The sequence below is a fragment of the Pseudomonas sp. 18.1.10 genome (assembly GCF_024655625.1).
Lineage (GTDB): Bacteria > Pseudomonadota > Gammaproteobacteria > Pseudomonadales > Pseudomonadaceae > Aquipseudomonas.
This window is the reverse complement of sequence record NZ_JANLGL010000146.1, coordinates 1-15,335: the sequence shown is the minus strand read 5'-3', so window position 1 is coordinate 15,335 and position 15,335 is coordinate 1. Positions and strand designations below refer to the sequence as shown.

The following is a 15,335-nucleotide window of genomic DNA, read 5'->3' as shown; positions in this document are numbered from 1 at the left end:
GGTGTGTCAGTACCAGATGAGTCGACTGATACACCGCATTCGCGAGCAAGCCCGCTCCCACACAAGCCAGCTCCCACATTTACATCTTCAGTGTGTTCGAAAGATCAGCGATAGATGTCTTCTCGGGTCCACGGCAGCTCATGGCTACCATCCCCATGGGGTTTCACCGCCAGAATCTGATGCAAATTGATCCAGCCCCGCGCAAACGCATACGCACACCCCGCCAGGTACAACCGCCAAATCCGCAACGCCTGCTCCGGCACCATCTTCGCCGCCGCTTCCAGGTTGTCCTCCAGGCGCTCGCTCCAATGGTCCAGCGTGCGTGCGTAGTGCAGCCGCAGGCTTTCCACATCGACCACTTCCAGCCCGACTTCACTGATTTCAGCGGTCATCATCGCCAAATGCGGCAGTTCGCCGTTGGGGAACACGTAGCGCTCGATAAAGTCTCCGGCTCCACGGCCCACTGGGCGGCCGTCCGTGTGTTTGGCGGTGATGCCGTGGTTCATCACCAGGCCGCCTTCACGCACCGCGCCAAACAGGGTCTGGCAATACTGCGCCAGGTTGGCGTGGCCGACGTGTTCGAACATGCCCACGCTCACCACTTTGTCGAAGCGACCGTCTTGCGGCAGGTCGCGGTAATCGAGCAGTTGCAGGTCCACCTGGTCGTCCAGGCCTTCGGCCTTCACCCGCTCGCGAGCCAGGGCCAGTTGTTCCTTGCTCAGCGTGATGCCAAACACCTTGACCCCAAACTCCCGCGCGGCAAACCGCGCGAGCCCACCCCAGCCACAGCCGACGTCGAGCAAATACTCGCCCGGCTGCAAGCGCAACTTGCGGCACAGGTGGCGGAATTTGTCTTGTTGGGCCTGGTCGATGGATTCGCTGCCGGTTTCGAAGTAACCGCAGGAGTACGCCATGTCCTGGTCCAGCCACAGCTGGTAGAACTCGTTGGACAGGTCGTAATGGTAGGAAATCGCCGCGGCGTCTGTGGCCTTATCGTGGATCGAGCGCACCGGACGCGTTTCTTCGTCGTCCTCCACTAGGGCATGACTCAATTCGTCACACACCCGGATCACTTCGCTGATAGAGCCTTCCAGCTCCAGTTTGCCCTCGATAAAGGCTGCGCCCAGTGAATTGAGCGTCGGATGGGTCAATTGCGGCACGACCGTGGGGTCCTTCACCACGATGGTCACACTGGGCTCGGGGCCCAAGTTGAATTCATGGCCATCCCAGAGTCGAAGACGCAGCGGCAGCTGAAGATTCTGTAAGGCCGGTGGAAGTTGCGCGAGCATGAGTAGTCCCCCCTTGTTTCAGACGTCTGAAAACAGGGTAGACCATCCCGGGACAAGTAGGAGGCTATCGATCTGACAGCCCATCGCTATGGCCGCAGCGCTCAAGCAACCCCTCTTCGATCCACTGTTTCAACCATGTAACGGCCTGCAGCGGTGCGCCCTCGGCATACGTGATAGCCAAATGCTCACAGAGTTCTGAAAAACTCCAGCCGGTGGTCACCATGCCTGCCAGGGCGCAGGCTTCCTTGGGTTGCAGGCTGCGGTAACGGCACACGTTCTGGTGACGCCACACCAGGCAGATTTGCGCCGGGGCCAGCGCCGCGCTGCCGGGAAAATCCGCTTCTTCCTTACTCGCACGCCAGATCGCCAGCGTATTGAAGTGGCAAAGCACCTGCTGCACCGAGGGCGCCAGGGTGAACTGCAAACCCGGCCAATCCTGGGGCGGCAATAGCGCCATGTCATCCAGGCTCAGCGGCTCGCCCTGGGGCGCATCAAAGGCCAGGGTGAACGCCCACTCCAACCGTGCCAACTCCGCCAGTGGCGCGCTCTGCTCCTCCAGCAAATGCTCGACGATAAAAGCCGCAAAGCGTTTGCCCAGCCAACGCAGGCTGTAATGGGCCGACGGATAACGGCGCACATAAGCCTCGGTGAGCAGCGCGAATTCCTCATCCCCCAACCAGTACCAGATAGCGCCGAAGTCATTGCGCAACACTTCCTGCAAGCGCGCCCGGTAGGCGTTGTGGTAGATCGCCAGGCCGGTGTCCACATCCAGCGTTGGCCCGCCCAGCAACGTCGCGGCAAAGCCACTGTTGGCCAGCGGGGTTTCAGCTAGCAGATGCTGCTCAAAGGCCAACTGCCAATCGGTCAGGCGCATAGCGGCCTCCTGGCAAGGGCAACGGCCCCCAGTTCTCGGGCCTTGCCCAGCTCGGTGAGCAGTTCTTCAAACGGTGGGAAATGATCGTCGCGCTCCAACAGCGTCGACACCGGCCCGAAGTGTTCCAGGGTCCGTTGATACAGCGCCCACACCGGGTCGCACACCGGGTGGTCATGGGTATCGACCACATAGTCGCCGTAGTCCATATGCCCGGCCAGGTGCAGTTGCCGGATACTTTCCGGCGGCAGATTGCGAATAAACGTCCAGGCATCGAAGCCGTGGTTACGCGAACTCACATACACATTGTTCACATCCAGCAACAGCTGGCAGCCCGACAAGTGGGCCAGGGCATTAAGGAATTCCCACTCGGTAAACTCATCCGCCTTGGCGCGCACATAACTGGAGACATTTTCCAGCACCAGCGGGCGCTGCAACACGTCCTGCACTTGGCGTACACGGGCGGCGACGTGGTAGAGACTTTCTTCGGTGTAAGGCAGGGGCAACAGGTCATGCAACTGGTGCGCGCTGCCACGGCTCCAGCACAGGTGATCGGACACCCACGCGGGCTGGATGCGCTCGGCCAGCTGCTTGATCTGCTTCAGGTAATCGAGATCGAGGGCATGGGGCCCGCCGATGGACAGGGACACGCCATGCATCACCAAGGGATAACGCTCGGCGATGGCGTCCAGGTAGTACAAGGCTTTACCGCCCTGCACCAGATAATTTTCGGAGATCACTTCGAACCAATCCACGGCCGGCGACTGTTCAAGGATCTGCTGGTAGTACTCGCTGCGTAGACCCAGGCCGTAACCGAGGCTTGCAAGGGCAGTGGACATAAGACACTCCTGGGCAAAGTGTCCGCAGCGGCGGTAGGCAACCGCTGCGGGTGCACTCGATTACTCGCCGACTTTGCCGCCAGCCGCATCGCAGGCGGCCTTGGTCATGGCCTTGAAGCCGTGGCCCTTGCAGACAGCCTGGCCCTTGCAGGCGTTTTCAGCGGTCTTGCAGTCGTTCATGCCTTTGCAGGAGGTCACGCCGTAGCAGTGAACAGGCGCGTCGGCGGCTTGTACCTGGGTGGCGACACCGGCAAACATTGTGGCGGCAGCGATAGCCAGGGCAGCACCGGAAACGGCGTTCTTGATGTTCATTGTTGTATTCCTCATATCAGTAGGGTGTCGGTCTGCACGGATTGTTCAGTCTCGACACACCACTAGAGAGAGGTCCCCGCCTGGCGTTACAGCACTCGCGAAAATTTATTCTTCGAGCTTCGACAAAGGCTCCTGAAAGCGCAGCAAACGCCCGGCATTGCCCAGTACCAGCAACGTGCTGAGGTTATGCAACACCGCTGCAATCATCGCCCCGGCGGCGCCCAGCCAGCCAAATGCAGCGAATACGACGATGGCCAGCGTCCAGCCCAGGCCGATGACCACATTGACCTGCAACGTCTGCCGGCACTGGCGACTCAAGCGCACACAGGTGCCCAGGCGCCGCAGGTCGCTGCCGATCAGCACCACGTCCGCCGAGGCCAGCGCGATGTCCGCGCCGCCCGCGCCCATCGCCACGCCCACTACCCCGGCCTTGAGCGCCAGGGAATCGTTGATGCCGTCACCCACCACCATCGGGCGGAAACCGCTGCCGATCTCCCCCAGCACGCGGTTGAGCTTATCTTCCGGCAGCGCCTGCGCCTCGACATCGCTGATGCCCACGTCCCGCGCCAGGCTGTCGGCGACGCTTTGGCGGTCGCCGGTGAGCAGCAACTGACGGCCCAGGCCAAGCTCGCGCAGTTCTTGCAGCGCCTGGCGGGCCTCGGGTTTGACGCTGTCGGCCAGCAGCAGCCAGGCGAGGAACCTCCCGTCCAGCGCCAGCCCGGCAATCGGGCCGTCGTGGTTCGGCACCGGTGTGGTGACGATCCCCAGTTGCGCGAACAACTCCGGCCGCCCCAGCGCCGCTTCGCCCTGTGCGGTCTGCGCCACCACACCAAGGCCCTGGCGCTCACGGATATCCGTCAGCACCAGCAGTTGTTCCTGCGTGGCCAGCCCCGCCAGTGCCCGGCTGACCGGGTGGCTGCTGGCCGAACCGAGGCTCGCGGCAAGATTGAGCAACACCTGCCGGTCCGGCGCCGCGGTTTCGATGGATTGCAGGCGCAGGGTGCCAAAGGTCAGGGTGCCGGTCTTGTCCACGACCAACGAGGTCAAGTCCGCCAGTTCTTCCAGGAACGCCGAGCTGCGAATCAGAATCCCATGGCGCGCCGCCACCGCAATCCCGGCAATCGCCGTGGCCGGCGCCGACAGCACCAACGCACACGGACACGCCGCCACCAGCACCGCGAGCATCGCCTGCGCATCGTTGGTGACAAACCAGGTGACCGCCGCCAGCAGCAACACCAACACCATGTAACTGCCGGCGTAACGCTCCAGCAGCCGCGTGATCGGTGGCTTGGAACGCTCGGCGTTCTGCATCAGCGCGATGACTTTGCCCAGGGTCGATTCGTTGCCGGTGCGGGTCACTTCCAGGCGCAGCAGGCCGTCGAGGTTGATCGCCCCGCCAAACACCTGCACGCCGACACTCGCTTCCAGCGGCACCGACTCGCCGGTAATCGGCGCCGTGTCCAGGCTCGCCTGCCCGGACAGCACCACGCCATCGGCGGGCACGCGGTCGCCGGCGCGCACTTCGACGATATCGCCGGTGTGCAGCGTGCCGTTGTCCACTTCGACAATGCTGCCGTCGGCCTGCACCAGGCGCGCGTGGCTGCGGGTCAGTTTGCCGAGGGCGTGGATCGCCTCCTGGGAGCCGATCACGCTGCGCTCTTCGAGCACATGGCCGAAGATCATGATGATCGGCAACAGCGCGGCGGTCAGCAGATCACCGGTGGCCCAGGCGCCGAGCATGGCCAGGGCGATCAGTTGGTCGGTGATCCCATGCAGGCTGGGAAAGCGCAGGCTGTACCACGCCGAGCGCATCACCGGCACCGCCACCAAGAGCGACGCGACACCCAGCAGCAACTGGCTCACGCCGCTTTGGTCGGGCGCCAGCCAGCGCCACACCAGGCCCAACACCAGCAAACCGAGGGCCAACATGGCCAGGGTCAATTGCCGCGCAGCACTGCGCTGCTCGGCGGAGGTCAGCATGGGTGCGCTCATTGTTCGGCTCCCTGAATAATCAAGCGGGAGTCGTCTTTAGGATCGACCGTGGTCACGGAACCCGCCTGGCCGAGGATCTTCGGCAGGCGCTCGCGGTACAGGCGCAGCAGCAAGCCCGGGTCTTTGACTTGGGCGAGGCTGGCGACCGTGGCGGTTTGCGCCTGGGCATTGGCCAACCGCTCGCTGGCCTGGGCGTGGGCGACTTGCACCACGCGGTCGGCCTGCTGGGTGGCGGCCTGGGTGAGTTTTTCGGCGTCGGTGCGTGCGTTGGCCACGGCTTTGTCGGCCTGTTGGCTGGCGGTCAGCACGGCGTTGAAAGCATTCACGGCCGGGCTTGGCAGGCTTGATTGCACATCCACGCGGGTGACTTCGATGCCCAGGCCCAAGCCCGTCGAGGTCAACTCCGCGAGGCGCTTGTTGATGCCCTGCACCAAGTCACCGCGCAAGCGTTCGCGGCGCTCGGCGGCGCCGTTGTCGGTGCCGATCAGCTCGGGGCGCGCCACCAGGATCGTGTCCAGGTCGCGGGCCGCCGTGAGGGCCACGGCGCTGCGGGTCACCAGGCGATCCAGGGCGGGCAACACATGCGCGCCCTGCAACACAAACGCGTAAGGCTCGGTGACCTTGTAGAACACCCGCACATCCAGCTGCACCACGCCGGCATCGCCGGTCAGCAGGTAACCGGAACCGGCCAGGGCGTCGCTCAACGGCGTGGCAAAACTGGCCACGCGATCGGCCTGGATCGCCGCCTCGGAGCGCAACAGATTCTCCACCCGCCGTTCGATCACACGGTCGGCAGCCGGCAACAAGACCACCTGTTCGAAGGGTTGCGGCCAGGCCAGCAGCAAGCCGGCATTCTGGATACGGTCGAGGGCGCCGAAGTGCAGGACCACGGCGCGGTTCTGCGGGTCGATCTGGCGCACATTGGAAAACGCCCAGGCCAACGCGGCCAACACGGTCACCGCGTACAGCGCCATGAACGTCAGGCGCCCGGCCTGGATCCACGGGCTGTCCGGGCTGTCACGTTCGGTCATGGCTGGACGTCCTTGGGCCCATCCACCAAGGCGCGGAACGGCGCGGCATCGGTGCGCAGGATGATCTTGGTGCCCGGCGTCACGACCGTGCCCAAGGTATCCAGCGAACGCAGCAGGTTATACAACTGCGGGTTGCCGGCGTAGGCGCGGCCGTAGATCTGCGCGGCTTCGACCCGCGACTGCGCTTCGATATCGGCGGCTTTCACCGTGGCATCGGCCTGCACGATGCGCGCGTCGCGCTCGGCGGCAGAACGGATCTGCGCCGCTTCACGCTTGCCCACGGCGGTGCGTTCGGTGGCGATGGTCTCGCGCTCGGCGCGCATGCGGTCGACGGTGGCGGAGAGTGTCACCGACGGCAAGGTCAGCCGTTCGATACCGACCTGGGCCACGCGCACGCCATAGGTGGTGAGCAATTGTTGATCAATCTGCTGGCGCAACTGCGCCTCGAAATCGGCAATGCGCACCTGGCTGGCATCGGTGTTAATCAGGCTCGACAGGTCAAAGCTGGCCGCCGTGGTTTCCAGCGCGGAGCCGACAAAGGTGCGGATCTGCCGCGCCGCTTCATCCGGCTGGTTCTGCACCGCGCGCATAAAGCGCTGCACGTTGTCGGCATCGCCCTGCACCTGCCACGCCACGTACGCCTGCACGATGATGCGCAGGCCATCGCGGGTGCCCACGTCCTGCAAGCCGCTGGAGGTGGTGCGCAGGCGCAAGTCCACCGGGATCGCCGCTTCGAACGGCGCCGGCCAACGCCAGCCCAGGCCCGGCTCCAACAGCACCCGCGCCGGGTTGCCGAAACGGGTAATCACCGTGGCTTCGCCGGAGCGCACTTGCACCAGGCTCGCCGCCGCAACCGCAAACAGCACCAGCAACAGCGCCCAGGCCATGCGCCGCCAAGGAAATGGGCCAGCCACTTGCCCGTCACCGTGATGATGGTGGTGATGGCCATGATGATGACCGTGATCGTGAGAATGAGCGCTCAACAGACCGACTCCTTATTGAACGGCTTTGCGCGGCAGCGACGGATCGGCCGGCAAGGTAAAAGAACGCAGATCGATCGTCGGCGCGCTGTCGGCGCCCAGGCGATGATCCAGAATCAGCAATTTGGCGTGGGCCAGGCCCTGGCTGAGTTGGCCGAGGTACTGCTCCAGCACGAAGGCTTTGCCAGCGGTGGCGTAGGCCTTTTGTTCGGCGGCGAAACGCAGGTCGGCGGCTCTGGCGCCCGCATTCACTTCGCGCGCCGTGGCGGTGGCCTGGTCGCGGGCGGTACTGGCTTGCAGCAACGCCAGGTTGGTCTGCTCGCTGGCTGCACCGCGCTCGCGGGAGATCAGGGCCTGCGCACCGATCTGCGCGGCTTGCACGCCGTGGTAAGCGTTGGCAGCGCCAGCCGGTGGGTGGATCGCTTCAACGACGGTGGCGAGGATTTCCACGCCGCTGTCGAGGCTGTGCAAGTCGGCTTGCACGGCGCGGCCGATTTCGTCGGCGAGGCTGGTGCGCTGCTCGCCGAGCAATTCGTCGAGGGTGCGCGAGGCAAAGTCGTGCACCAGGATGCGGCTGGCGGTGCTGCGGATCAGGGTCGGCACATCCGCGCTGTTATAGGTGGCGGCGAGCGCGGCGTGGTCGGTGAGGCCGATGCGGTAGACGAAACGCACATCCATGTTGACGATCTGGAAGCTCTGCTTGTCGCCGCTGCTGCTGGCAATGACCTGGGATTTGTCATTCACGTGGCTGGCGTCCCACAAGCGGTTGGCGATCAACGGCGCCGGGCCTTCGGCGGCGGCCAACTCCGGGGCGGCGGCTTCGCTGACGCTGGTGGCCAGTTCATGCACCACGCCGTTTTCCACGTTGATGACACGGCCCAGCGGCCACGGCAAACCGGCGTGCAGGCCGGGGCCGAACACCTCGACGGGTTTGCCGAAGCGCTCATAAATCCCACGCCCTTGCAGGGGCACTTCATGCACACCGGTCAGCGCCCAACCGACCGCCAGCACCACCAGCAACACCGGCAGAAACGCCCGGCGCATGTAGGTAAACGCCCAGATCTGACGCAGGTCGATACCGAAGCGGTTGTGCAATTCGTGCTGCAAGGCGAGCAAGGGTTGTGGCGGCCAGCGCAACAGCCCGGCGATGAAGCTTTGCGCCATCAGACGCGGTTCGAGGCGTGGCTGGCGCGGGCTGAAGAGTGAGAGCACGGCTCTTAATAGAAACTCCACAGCGACCAGCGCTGGCAACAGACCGATCAACACCGCCAGGCGCAACGGCCAGACCGATTCAGCACCCGCAAACAGCAGGCAAATCGCGCTAATCAACAGGCAGATAATCGCCACACGGCTCAATTGCGCCAGTTGGGAAGCTTCCGGCCATTGCGCGGCGGTTTCCTGGGCAAGGCGGCGTTCGAACACCAGCAAGCCGAACGCCAAGGCCAGCGCCAAGGCGGCGCCGATGCTGGCGGATTGACCGACAGCGGCGGCGGGCAACGCCAGGTTCCAGAACTCGACAATGCTGACCAGCGCCAACAGCGACCAACCGCCGAGCCACAACACCGGGGTGCCGATCTGCTTGCCGAAGCGCCCGGCCAGGCGCGCATAACGGCCGGGTTCTTCTACAGGGGCTTCCTGCGGCGGATCTTCCAGCGCCTGGGCGCGCCAATCGGCGATCCACCACACCGATTGCAAACCAGCCACCAGCAGCAACAAGGCCGAGGCGCAGTTAATCAACACCACCGGCCAGATCGACAACGGCGCGAACAGCGCGACAAACAGCGCCAGCACCCAGCCGCACACGGCCACGGCGGTCAGGCTGATCCCGGCCTGGCGCAATCGACGGGCATGGAACAGCCCTTGCTGAAAACGCGGCAGGCCTTCCACCGAAGCGCCGTCAGCTTCTAGATCCACTTGCATCCCAACACGCCCATTCGCACACAATTAGTTACGATATAACACGGGGCGTGAAATTTTTGTCCGATAAACGCTGCTTTTGAATGCAACCCAAATCCCCTGTGGGAGCTGGCTTGCCTGCGATGCTGACAACTCGGTCTTCCAGCAAAACCGAGGTGATGCAATCGCAGGCAAGCCAGCTCCCACACAAACCAGCTCCCACCTAGGTACAGCCTTGTACTCAAGAGCGTGACTAACCCCCCATAAACACGAGCCATCACTGGTGCAGCCCAGGATTAAGCGGCACACTCCAAACCAGTTTTTCGCGGGTCCACGGACAAGGAAGCGTCACCTCCCATGATTTCGATCTATCAGCTCAAGCCGCGTTTTCAAAACCTGCTGCGCCCCCTCGTGCAGCGCCTCTACGACAACGGCACCACCGCCAACCAGATCACCGTGCTGGCCGGCGTGATTTCCCTGCTGGTGGGCCTGTTGATCGCCAGCTTCGCCCACCACCTGTGGCTGTTTGCGCTGATCCCGCTGTGGATGATCCTGCGCATGGCCCTCAACGCCATCGACGGCATGCTCGCCCGGGAATTCGGCCAGCAGTCGCGCCTGGGCGCCTACCTCAATGAACTGTGCGACGTGATCGCCGACAGCGCGCTGATCCTGCCGTTTGCGCTGATCCCCGGCGTGAGCCTGGCGCCGGTGCTGCTGGTGGCGTTGCTGGCGGTGTTCAGTGAATACGCCGGGGTGCTCGGGCCGATGGTCGGCGCATCGCGGCGCTACGACGGGCCGATGGGCAAAAGTGACCGCGCCTTTGTGCTCGGCGTGCTGGCCACCGGCGTGGCCCTGGGCTGGCTCGGCGCCAGCTGGGTGGATGGGGTGATGTGGCTGGTCGCCGCCCTACTCGCCTACACCTTGGTCAACCGGGTGCGCCAGGGCCTCAAAGAAGAACAAAACTCCCCTTCTGCATAAGGATTTTGCGATGCGTGAACAACAAGCACACACCTTCAGCACCCACGATGGCGTCGAGCTGTTCTACCGCCACTGGCCGGCCACCGCGAACGACGGGCCACGCAAGGCCATCGTGTTGTTCCATCGCGGTCACGAGCATTCGGGGCGTATCGCCCACCTGGTGGATGAGCTGGACCTGCCGCAGTTCGACTTCTTCGCCTGGGACGCCCGCGGCCACGGCCAGTCCCCCGGCGAGCGCGGCGACAGCCCCAGTTTCGCCACCAGCGCCCGCGATGTGCAGACCTTTTGCGACCACATCGGCGCCACTTACGCCATCGAAGAAGAAAACTTCGCGGTCATCGCACAAAGCGTCGGCGCGGTGATCGCGGCCACGTGGGTGCACGATTACGCGCCGAAGATCCGCGCCCTGGTGCTCGCCTCCCCGGCGTTCAAGGTCAAGCTCTACGTGCCCTTCGCCCGCCCGGGCCTGGCGCTGATGCGCAAGTTTCGCGGCAACTTTTTCGTCAACAGCTACGTCAAGGCCAAGTTCCTCAGCCATGACCCCGAGCGCGTGGCGTCCTACGACAGCGACCCGCTGATTACCAAGGCGATCTCGGTGAATGTGCTGCTCGGCCTGTACGAAGCGGCCGACCGGGTTGTAGCCGATGCCCAGGCGATCCAGGTGCCGACCCAGTTGCTGGTCTCCGGCTCGGACTTCGTGGTGCATCGCAAACCCCAGCAGCAATTTTTCGACCGCCTCGGCAGCCTGAAGAAAGAGCTGCATATCCTCCCCGGTTTCTTCCACGACACCCTCGGCGAACGCGACCGCGCCACCGCCGTGAGCAGCGCCAAGCGTTTTATCCTGCAAAACTTCGCCCACCCGCTGGACCGCGCCTCGCTGCTGGACGCCGACAAGATCGGCGCCACCTGCGCCGAGTCCGAAGCCCTCGCCGCGCCGCTGCCGCGCAACTCCCTGCGCGACCTGTACTGGCGCCTGACCCGCGCCAGCATGGGCCTGGGCAAGAACCTGTCGGACGGCGTGAAGCTGGGCTTCGACACCGGCTTCGACTCCGGCAGCACCCTGGACTACGTGTACCGCAACACCCCCACCGGCAAGGGCGGGCTGGGGCGGATGATCGACACCAATTACCTCAACTCCATCGGCTGGCGCGGCATTCGCCAGCGCAAGCTGAACGTCGAGGAATTGCTGCGCCTGGCCATGGCCAAGCTGCGTGGGGATGATCGCGAAGTGCGCATCGTCGATATCGCCGCCGGCCACGGGCGCTACATTCTGGAAGCCTTGCAGGGTGTGTCGCCGCTGCCGGAATCGATCCTGCTGCGCGACTACAGCGACATCAACGTACGCGACGGTGGCGCGCTAATCCGCGAAAAAGGCCTGGGGGATATCGCCCAATTCGTCAAAGGCGATGCCTTTGACCGCGCGGACCTGGCGGCGCTGGAACCCAAGCCGACGTTGGCCGTGGTGTCCGGGTTGTATGAGTTGTTTGCCGATAACGCGATGGTCGGCGGTTCCCTGGCCGGCCTTGCCGAAGCCGTTGAGCCCGGTGGCTATCTGGTCTACACCGGGCAGCCATGGCACCCACAACTGGAATTGATTGCCCGCGCCCTGACCAGCCACCGCCAGGGCCAGGCCTGGGTGATGCGTCGGCGCAGCCAGGCGGAAATGGATCAACTGGTCGAGGCGGCGGGCTTTCGCAAGATCACCCAGCGTGTGGATGAGTGGGGCATCTTTACCGTGTCCCTGGCACAGAAGATCTGAGCATGCGCGAACCCGGCTTGTTGAAACCCGCCGTCCTCTGGCTGCTGCTGTTGGCGCCGCTGTTTTTCAGCACCTACGGCTTTGCCACCTGGGTCACCAGCCAGCGCAGCGACGTCGGCACAATGGTGTTCGGCTGGGAAACCCACATGCCGTTCTGGGCGTGGACCATCGTGCCCTACTGGTCCATCGACTTGCTCTACGGGTTTTCCCTGCTGCTGCCCAACACCCGGCATGAGTTGAAGCAGCATGCGTTGCGACTGCTCTCAGCACAGGTAATTGCCGTCAGTTGCTTCCTGATCTGGCCGCTGCGCTTCACCTTCGAACGGCCGGAGCTGGATGGCGTGTTCGGCTGGCTGTTTGCCGTGCTGGCGGGTTTCGACAAACCCTTCAACCAGGCGCCGTCGCTGCATATCGCCCTGCTGGTGATCCTGTGGGTGATGTACCAGCGCCATACCCAGGGTATGTGGCGCTGGCTGGTGCATGGCTGGTTCGCGTTGATCGGTATTTCGGTGCTGACCACTTATCAACATCACTTTATCGACTTACCCACAGGCGCCCTCGCGGGGTGGGTTTGTGTGTGGTTGTGGCCGGTGGAACACCCCAGCCCGCTGCTGAATGCGTCACTGACGCGGGACCGCAAACGCTGGCAACTGGGCGTGCGTTACGGCCTGGGGGCGTTGGTACTGGCGGTGCTGGCGTTTGTCATGAGCGGTGGCTGGTTGTGGCTACTGTGGCCGGCGTTTTCCCTGGCCTTGATCAAGGCGAACTACTTTGTGCTGGGCGCGGCGGGTTTCCAGAAGCGCGCCGATGGCCGACTGACGCCTGCCGCGCGCTGGCTGTATGCGCCCTATCTGGCAGCGGCGTGGATCAACTCGCGCCTGTGGACACGCAAACATCCACAGCCCGACCTGATTGTGGATAACGTCTGGCTTGGGCGCATTCCTACGACGCGTGAGCAAGAGCCCTTCAAGGCCATCGTCGATCTCTGCGCCGAATTGCCGATTGATCCACAGGGCCGCGTCTATCAATCCATCCCCGTGCTGGACCTGATCGCGCCGACGCCCGCCGAATGCCTGCACGCCGCTCACGCCATCGAGCGCCTGCGCACCAGTGGCCCGCTGCTGGTGTGCTGCGCCCTCGGTTATTCGCGCAGCGCCACCGCCGTGGCGGCGTGGCTGCTGCACAGCGGTCGCGCCGCGACGGTGGAAGAAGCGCTGACTATTATTCGTACAGCGCGGGCCGATGTGGTCCTGCACCCCGCTCACCGTGAAGCTTTGGAGAGTTTGCCCCATGCCCGCTGATATGGAACTCCAGGTCGTCGCCAGCCTGCTGCGCCGTGGCCGTTCGCTGGATCAGTTATCCACAGGCCTGACCCTGCTCGGCGTCCTGTTCGGCCTGGCCCAACTGTTGATGGCCAGTATTACGCCAATCTGCCTGCTGCTCAGCCTGTGGATGATTATCCTTGGCCTGCTGCAAAAGTACTGGGCGCTGCGCGTGGCCTTCGACGCCGACCTGTTCGCCCTGCTCGCCCGAGACATCGAACGCACCGCCGACCTCGATCAGGCCCTGCAAACCCTCGGCCTGCAAGCGCCCAAGCGTGCCGGCCGGCCGTGGACCGAGCGCCGTCGCGGCGCCCTCAAACTGCTGCGCAAACAAGCCTGGCTGCTGGGCGCGCAAGCGCTGCTGACCCTCAGCGTGATCCTCGCCAGCCCTTGGCTGCCTTTCGCCGGATAAGGAATTCCCATGTTCGAACCCGTGGTCGCCACGCTGATAACCTCCATGGCCCGCACCGTCACCGGCGCCCGCAGCCTGTGGCTCGGCTGCGCGCCGGTGCCGGTGCAACGCATCTACTTCGCCAACCACAGCAGCCACGGCGACTTTGTGCTGCTGTGGGCCTCGTTGCCACAGAACCTGCGCAAGTTCACGCGCCCGGTGGCCGGCAGCGACTACTGGAGCAAGAGCGCCCTGCGCCGCTACATCATCAACCGCGTATTCAACGGCGTGCTGATCGACCGCGAGCGCAAGGACCCTGTGGATAACCCTTTGCAGCCGATGCTGGCCGCGCTGGAAGGCGGCGACTCGCTGATCCTGTTTCCCGAAGGCACGCGCAACCTTGAAGACGGCCTGCTGCCGTTCAAAAGCGGCCTCTACCACCTGGCAAAAAGTTACCCACAGGCCGAACTGGTGCCCGTGTGGATAGCCAACCTCAACCGGGTCATGCCCAAGGGCCGCGTATTGCCGCTGCCGTTGTTGTGCACCACCAGCTTCGGCGCGCCGTTGCACCTGGAAGACGGCGAAGACAAGAGCGCCTTCCTCGCCCGTACCCGCGACGCCCTGCTCGCCCTCGCCCCGGAGCATTCCTGATATGCACAGCCAGACCATAATGCTGTTCGGCGGCATCGGCGCGATCCTGGTGCTCGCCTCGCTGATCGGCCTGATCCTCAAACTGCGCACCCGTGGCACCCCCAACGCGGTGATCGACAACCTCAACGCGCGCATCAACGCCTGGTGGGTGATGGTGGTGGTGATCGGCATCGCCTTCTGGCTCGGCACGGGCGCGGTGATCCTGTTGTTCTACGCGGTGTCGTTCTACGCCCTGCGCGAATTCCTCACCCTCACCCCGACCCGCCGCAGCGACTACCCGGCGCTGGTGGCCGCGTTCTACCTGGCGCTGCCGTTGCAGTACCTGCTGATCTTCGCCGACTGGTACGGGCTGTTCTCGATCTTCATCCCGGTGTACGTATTCCTGCTGCTGCCGATCCTCGCGTCGCTGGGCGGCGACAGCACGCACTTCCTGGAACGTGCCTCGAAAGTGCAATGGGGCCTGATGATCGCCGTGTTCTGCGTGTCCTTCGTGCCCGCCCTGCTGACCCTCGACATCCCCGGCTACGAAGGCCGCAACCTGCTGCTGATTGCCTACCTGGTAATCGTGGTGCAGCTGTCGGACGTGCTCCAGTACGTCTGTGGGAAGTTGTTCGGCAAACACAAGATCGCACCCAACCTGTCGCCGTCCAAGACCGTGGAAGGCTTTGTCGGCGGGATTCTGCTGTCATCCCTGATCGGCGCGGCACTGTGGTGGACCACACCGTTCAACCCGTGGCAGTCGTTCTTGATTGCGCTGTTAATCAACCTGCTGGGGTTTGCCGGCGGCATCGTGATGTCGGCGATCAAGCGCGACCGGGGCGTGAAGGATTGGGGGCATATGATCGAAGGGCATGGCGGGATGCTGGATCGCTTGGATTCGGTGTGTTTCGCCGCGCCGATTTTCTTTCATCTCGTGCGCTTCTGGTGGACCTGACCCAACCATTCTCAAGCCATCCAAAAATCAAAATGTGGGAGCGGGCTTGCTCGCGAAGGCGGTGTGTCGGCCACTTAATAGGTTGGCTGA

General features: G+C 64.0%; 14 protein-coding genes. 6 read left to right on the top strand and 8 right to left on the bottom strand.

Annotation, left to right across the window (positions count from 1 at the left end; genetic code table 11):
- Positions 1-104 precede the first annotated feature (104 nt).
- The 8 genes from cfaB to hflK (NUV89_RS21160) all read right to left on the bottom strand — a co-directional run bounded on the left by cfaB (position 105) and on the right by hflK (NUV89_RS21160) (position 9,234).
- Positions 105-1,289, bottom strand: coding sequence for a C17 cyclopropane fatty acid synthase CfaB (gene cfaB, locus NUV89_RS21195; protein WP_257782839.1), 1,185 nt, complete (start codon positions 1,287-1,289; stop codon positions 105-107).
- Positions 1,290-1,353: 64 nt separating this feature from the next.
- Entirely contained in the window at positions 1,354-2,163 is an 810-nt protein-coding gene (locus NUV89_RS21190; RefSeq protein WP_257782838.1) for a DNA-binding domain-containing protein, read from the bottom strand.
- Positions 2,154-2,999 carry a DUF692 domain-containing protein gene (locus tag NUV89_RS21185; RefSeq protein ID WP_257782837.1) on the bottom strand — a complete coding sequence of 282 codons (846 nt, stop codon included), beginning with the start codon at positions 2,997-2,999 and terminating at the stop codon, positions 2,154-2,156. Before NUV89_RS21185 ends, NUV89_RS21190 begins: the two co-directional genes overlap by 10 nt.
- 60 nt (positions 3,000-3,059) lie before the next feature.
- Entirely contained in the window at positions 3,060-3,311 is a 252-nt protein-coding gene (locus NUV89_RS21180) for a membrane protein (RefSeq protein WP_017737604.1), read from the bottom strand.
- Positions 3,312-3,416: 105 nt separating this feature from the next.
- Positions 3,417-5,303: a cation-translocating P-type ATPase gene (locus tag NUV89_RS21175; protein ID WP_257782836.1), complete on the bottom strand. Its 1,887-nt coding sequence runs from the start codon at positions 5,301-5,303 to the stop codon at positions 3,417-3,419.
- Entirely contained in the window at positions 5,300-6,334 is a 1,035-nt protein-coding gene (hflK, locus tag NUV89_RS21170; RefSeq protein ID WP_257782835.1) for a protease modulator HflK, read from the bottom strand. The genes NUV89_RS21175 and hflK (NUV89_RS21170) overlap by 4 nt, the downstream gene beginning before the upstream one ends.
- The gene (gene hflC / locus NUV89_RS21165) at positions 6,331-7,317 is read right to left on the bottom strand and encodes a protease modulator HflC (protein WP_257782834.1); all 987 of its coding nucleotides are present in this window, start codon (positions 7,315-7,317) and stop codon (positions 6,331-6,333) included. The genes hflK (NUV89_RS21170) and hflC overlap by 4 nt, the downstream gene beginning before the upstream one ends.
- A gap of 12 nt (positions 7,318-7,329) precedes the next feature.
- Positions 7,330-9,234, bottom strand: coding sequence for a protease modulator HflK (gene hflK / locus NUV89_RS21160; protein ID WP_257782833.1), 1,905 nt, complete (start codon positions 9,232-9,234; stop codon positions 7,330-7,332).
- A gap of 333 nt (positions 9,235-9,567) precedes the next feature.
- Between hflK (NUV89_RS21160) and NUV89_RS21155 the strand changes: the two genes are divergently transcribed.
- Genes NUV89_RS21155 through NUV89_RS21130 form a run of 6 tightly spaced genes read left to right on the top strand, consistent with a single transcriptional unit; the run spans position 9,568 to position 15,245 of the window.
- Positions 9,568-10,188, top strand: a complete 621-nt coding sequence (locus NUV89_RS21155; protein WP_257782832.1) for a CDP-alcohol phosphatidyltransferase family protein — start codon at positions 9,568-9,570, stop codon at positions 10,186-10,188.
- 10 nt (positions 10,189-10,198) lie between these two features.
- A complete protein-coding gene (locus tag NUV89_RS21150; RefSeq protein ID WP_257782831.1) occupies positions 10,199-11,947 on the top strand; it encodes a bifunctional alpha/beta hydrolase/class I SAM-dependent methyltransferase in 1,749 nt (582 codons plus the stop codon).
- A gap of 2 nt (positions 11,948-11,949) precedes the next feature.
- Positions 11,950-13,248, top strand: coding sequence for a phosphatase PAP2/dual specificity phosphatase family protein (locus tag NUV89_RS21145; RefSeq protein WP_257782830.1), 1,299 nt, complete (start codon positions 11,950-11,952; stop codon positions 13,246-13,248).
- On the top strand, positions 13,238-13,681 hold the full coding sequence (locus NUV89_RS21140; protein ID WP_257782829.1) for a hypothetical protein: 444 nt from the start codon (positions 13,238-13,240) through the stop codon (positions 13,679-13,681). The genes NUV89_RS21145 and NUV89_RS21140 overlap by 11 nt, the downstream gene beginning before the upstream one ends.
- Before the next feature lie 9 nt (positions 13,682-13,690).
- Entirely contained in the window at positions 13,691-14,311 is a 621-nt protein-coding gene (locus NUV89_RS21135; protein WP_257782828.1) for a 1-acyl-sn-glycerol-3-phosphate acyltransferase, read from the top strand.
- A gap of 1 nt (position 14,312) precedes the next feature.
- A complete protein-coding gene (locus tag NUV89_RS21130) occupies positions 14,313-15,245 on the top strand; it encodes a phosphatidate cytidylyltransferase (RefSeq protein ID WP_017737614.1) in 933 nt (310 codons plus the stop codon).
- The last annotated feature ends 90 nt before the right edge of the window (positions 15,246-15,335 follow it).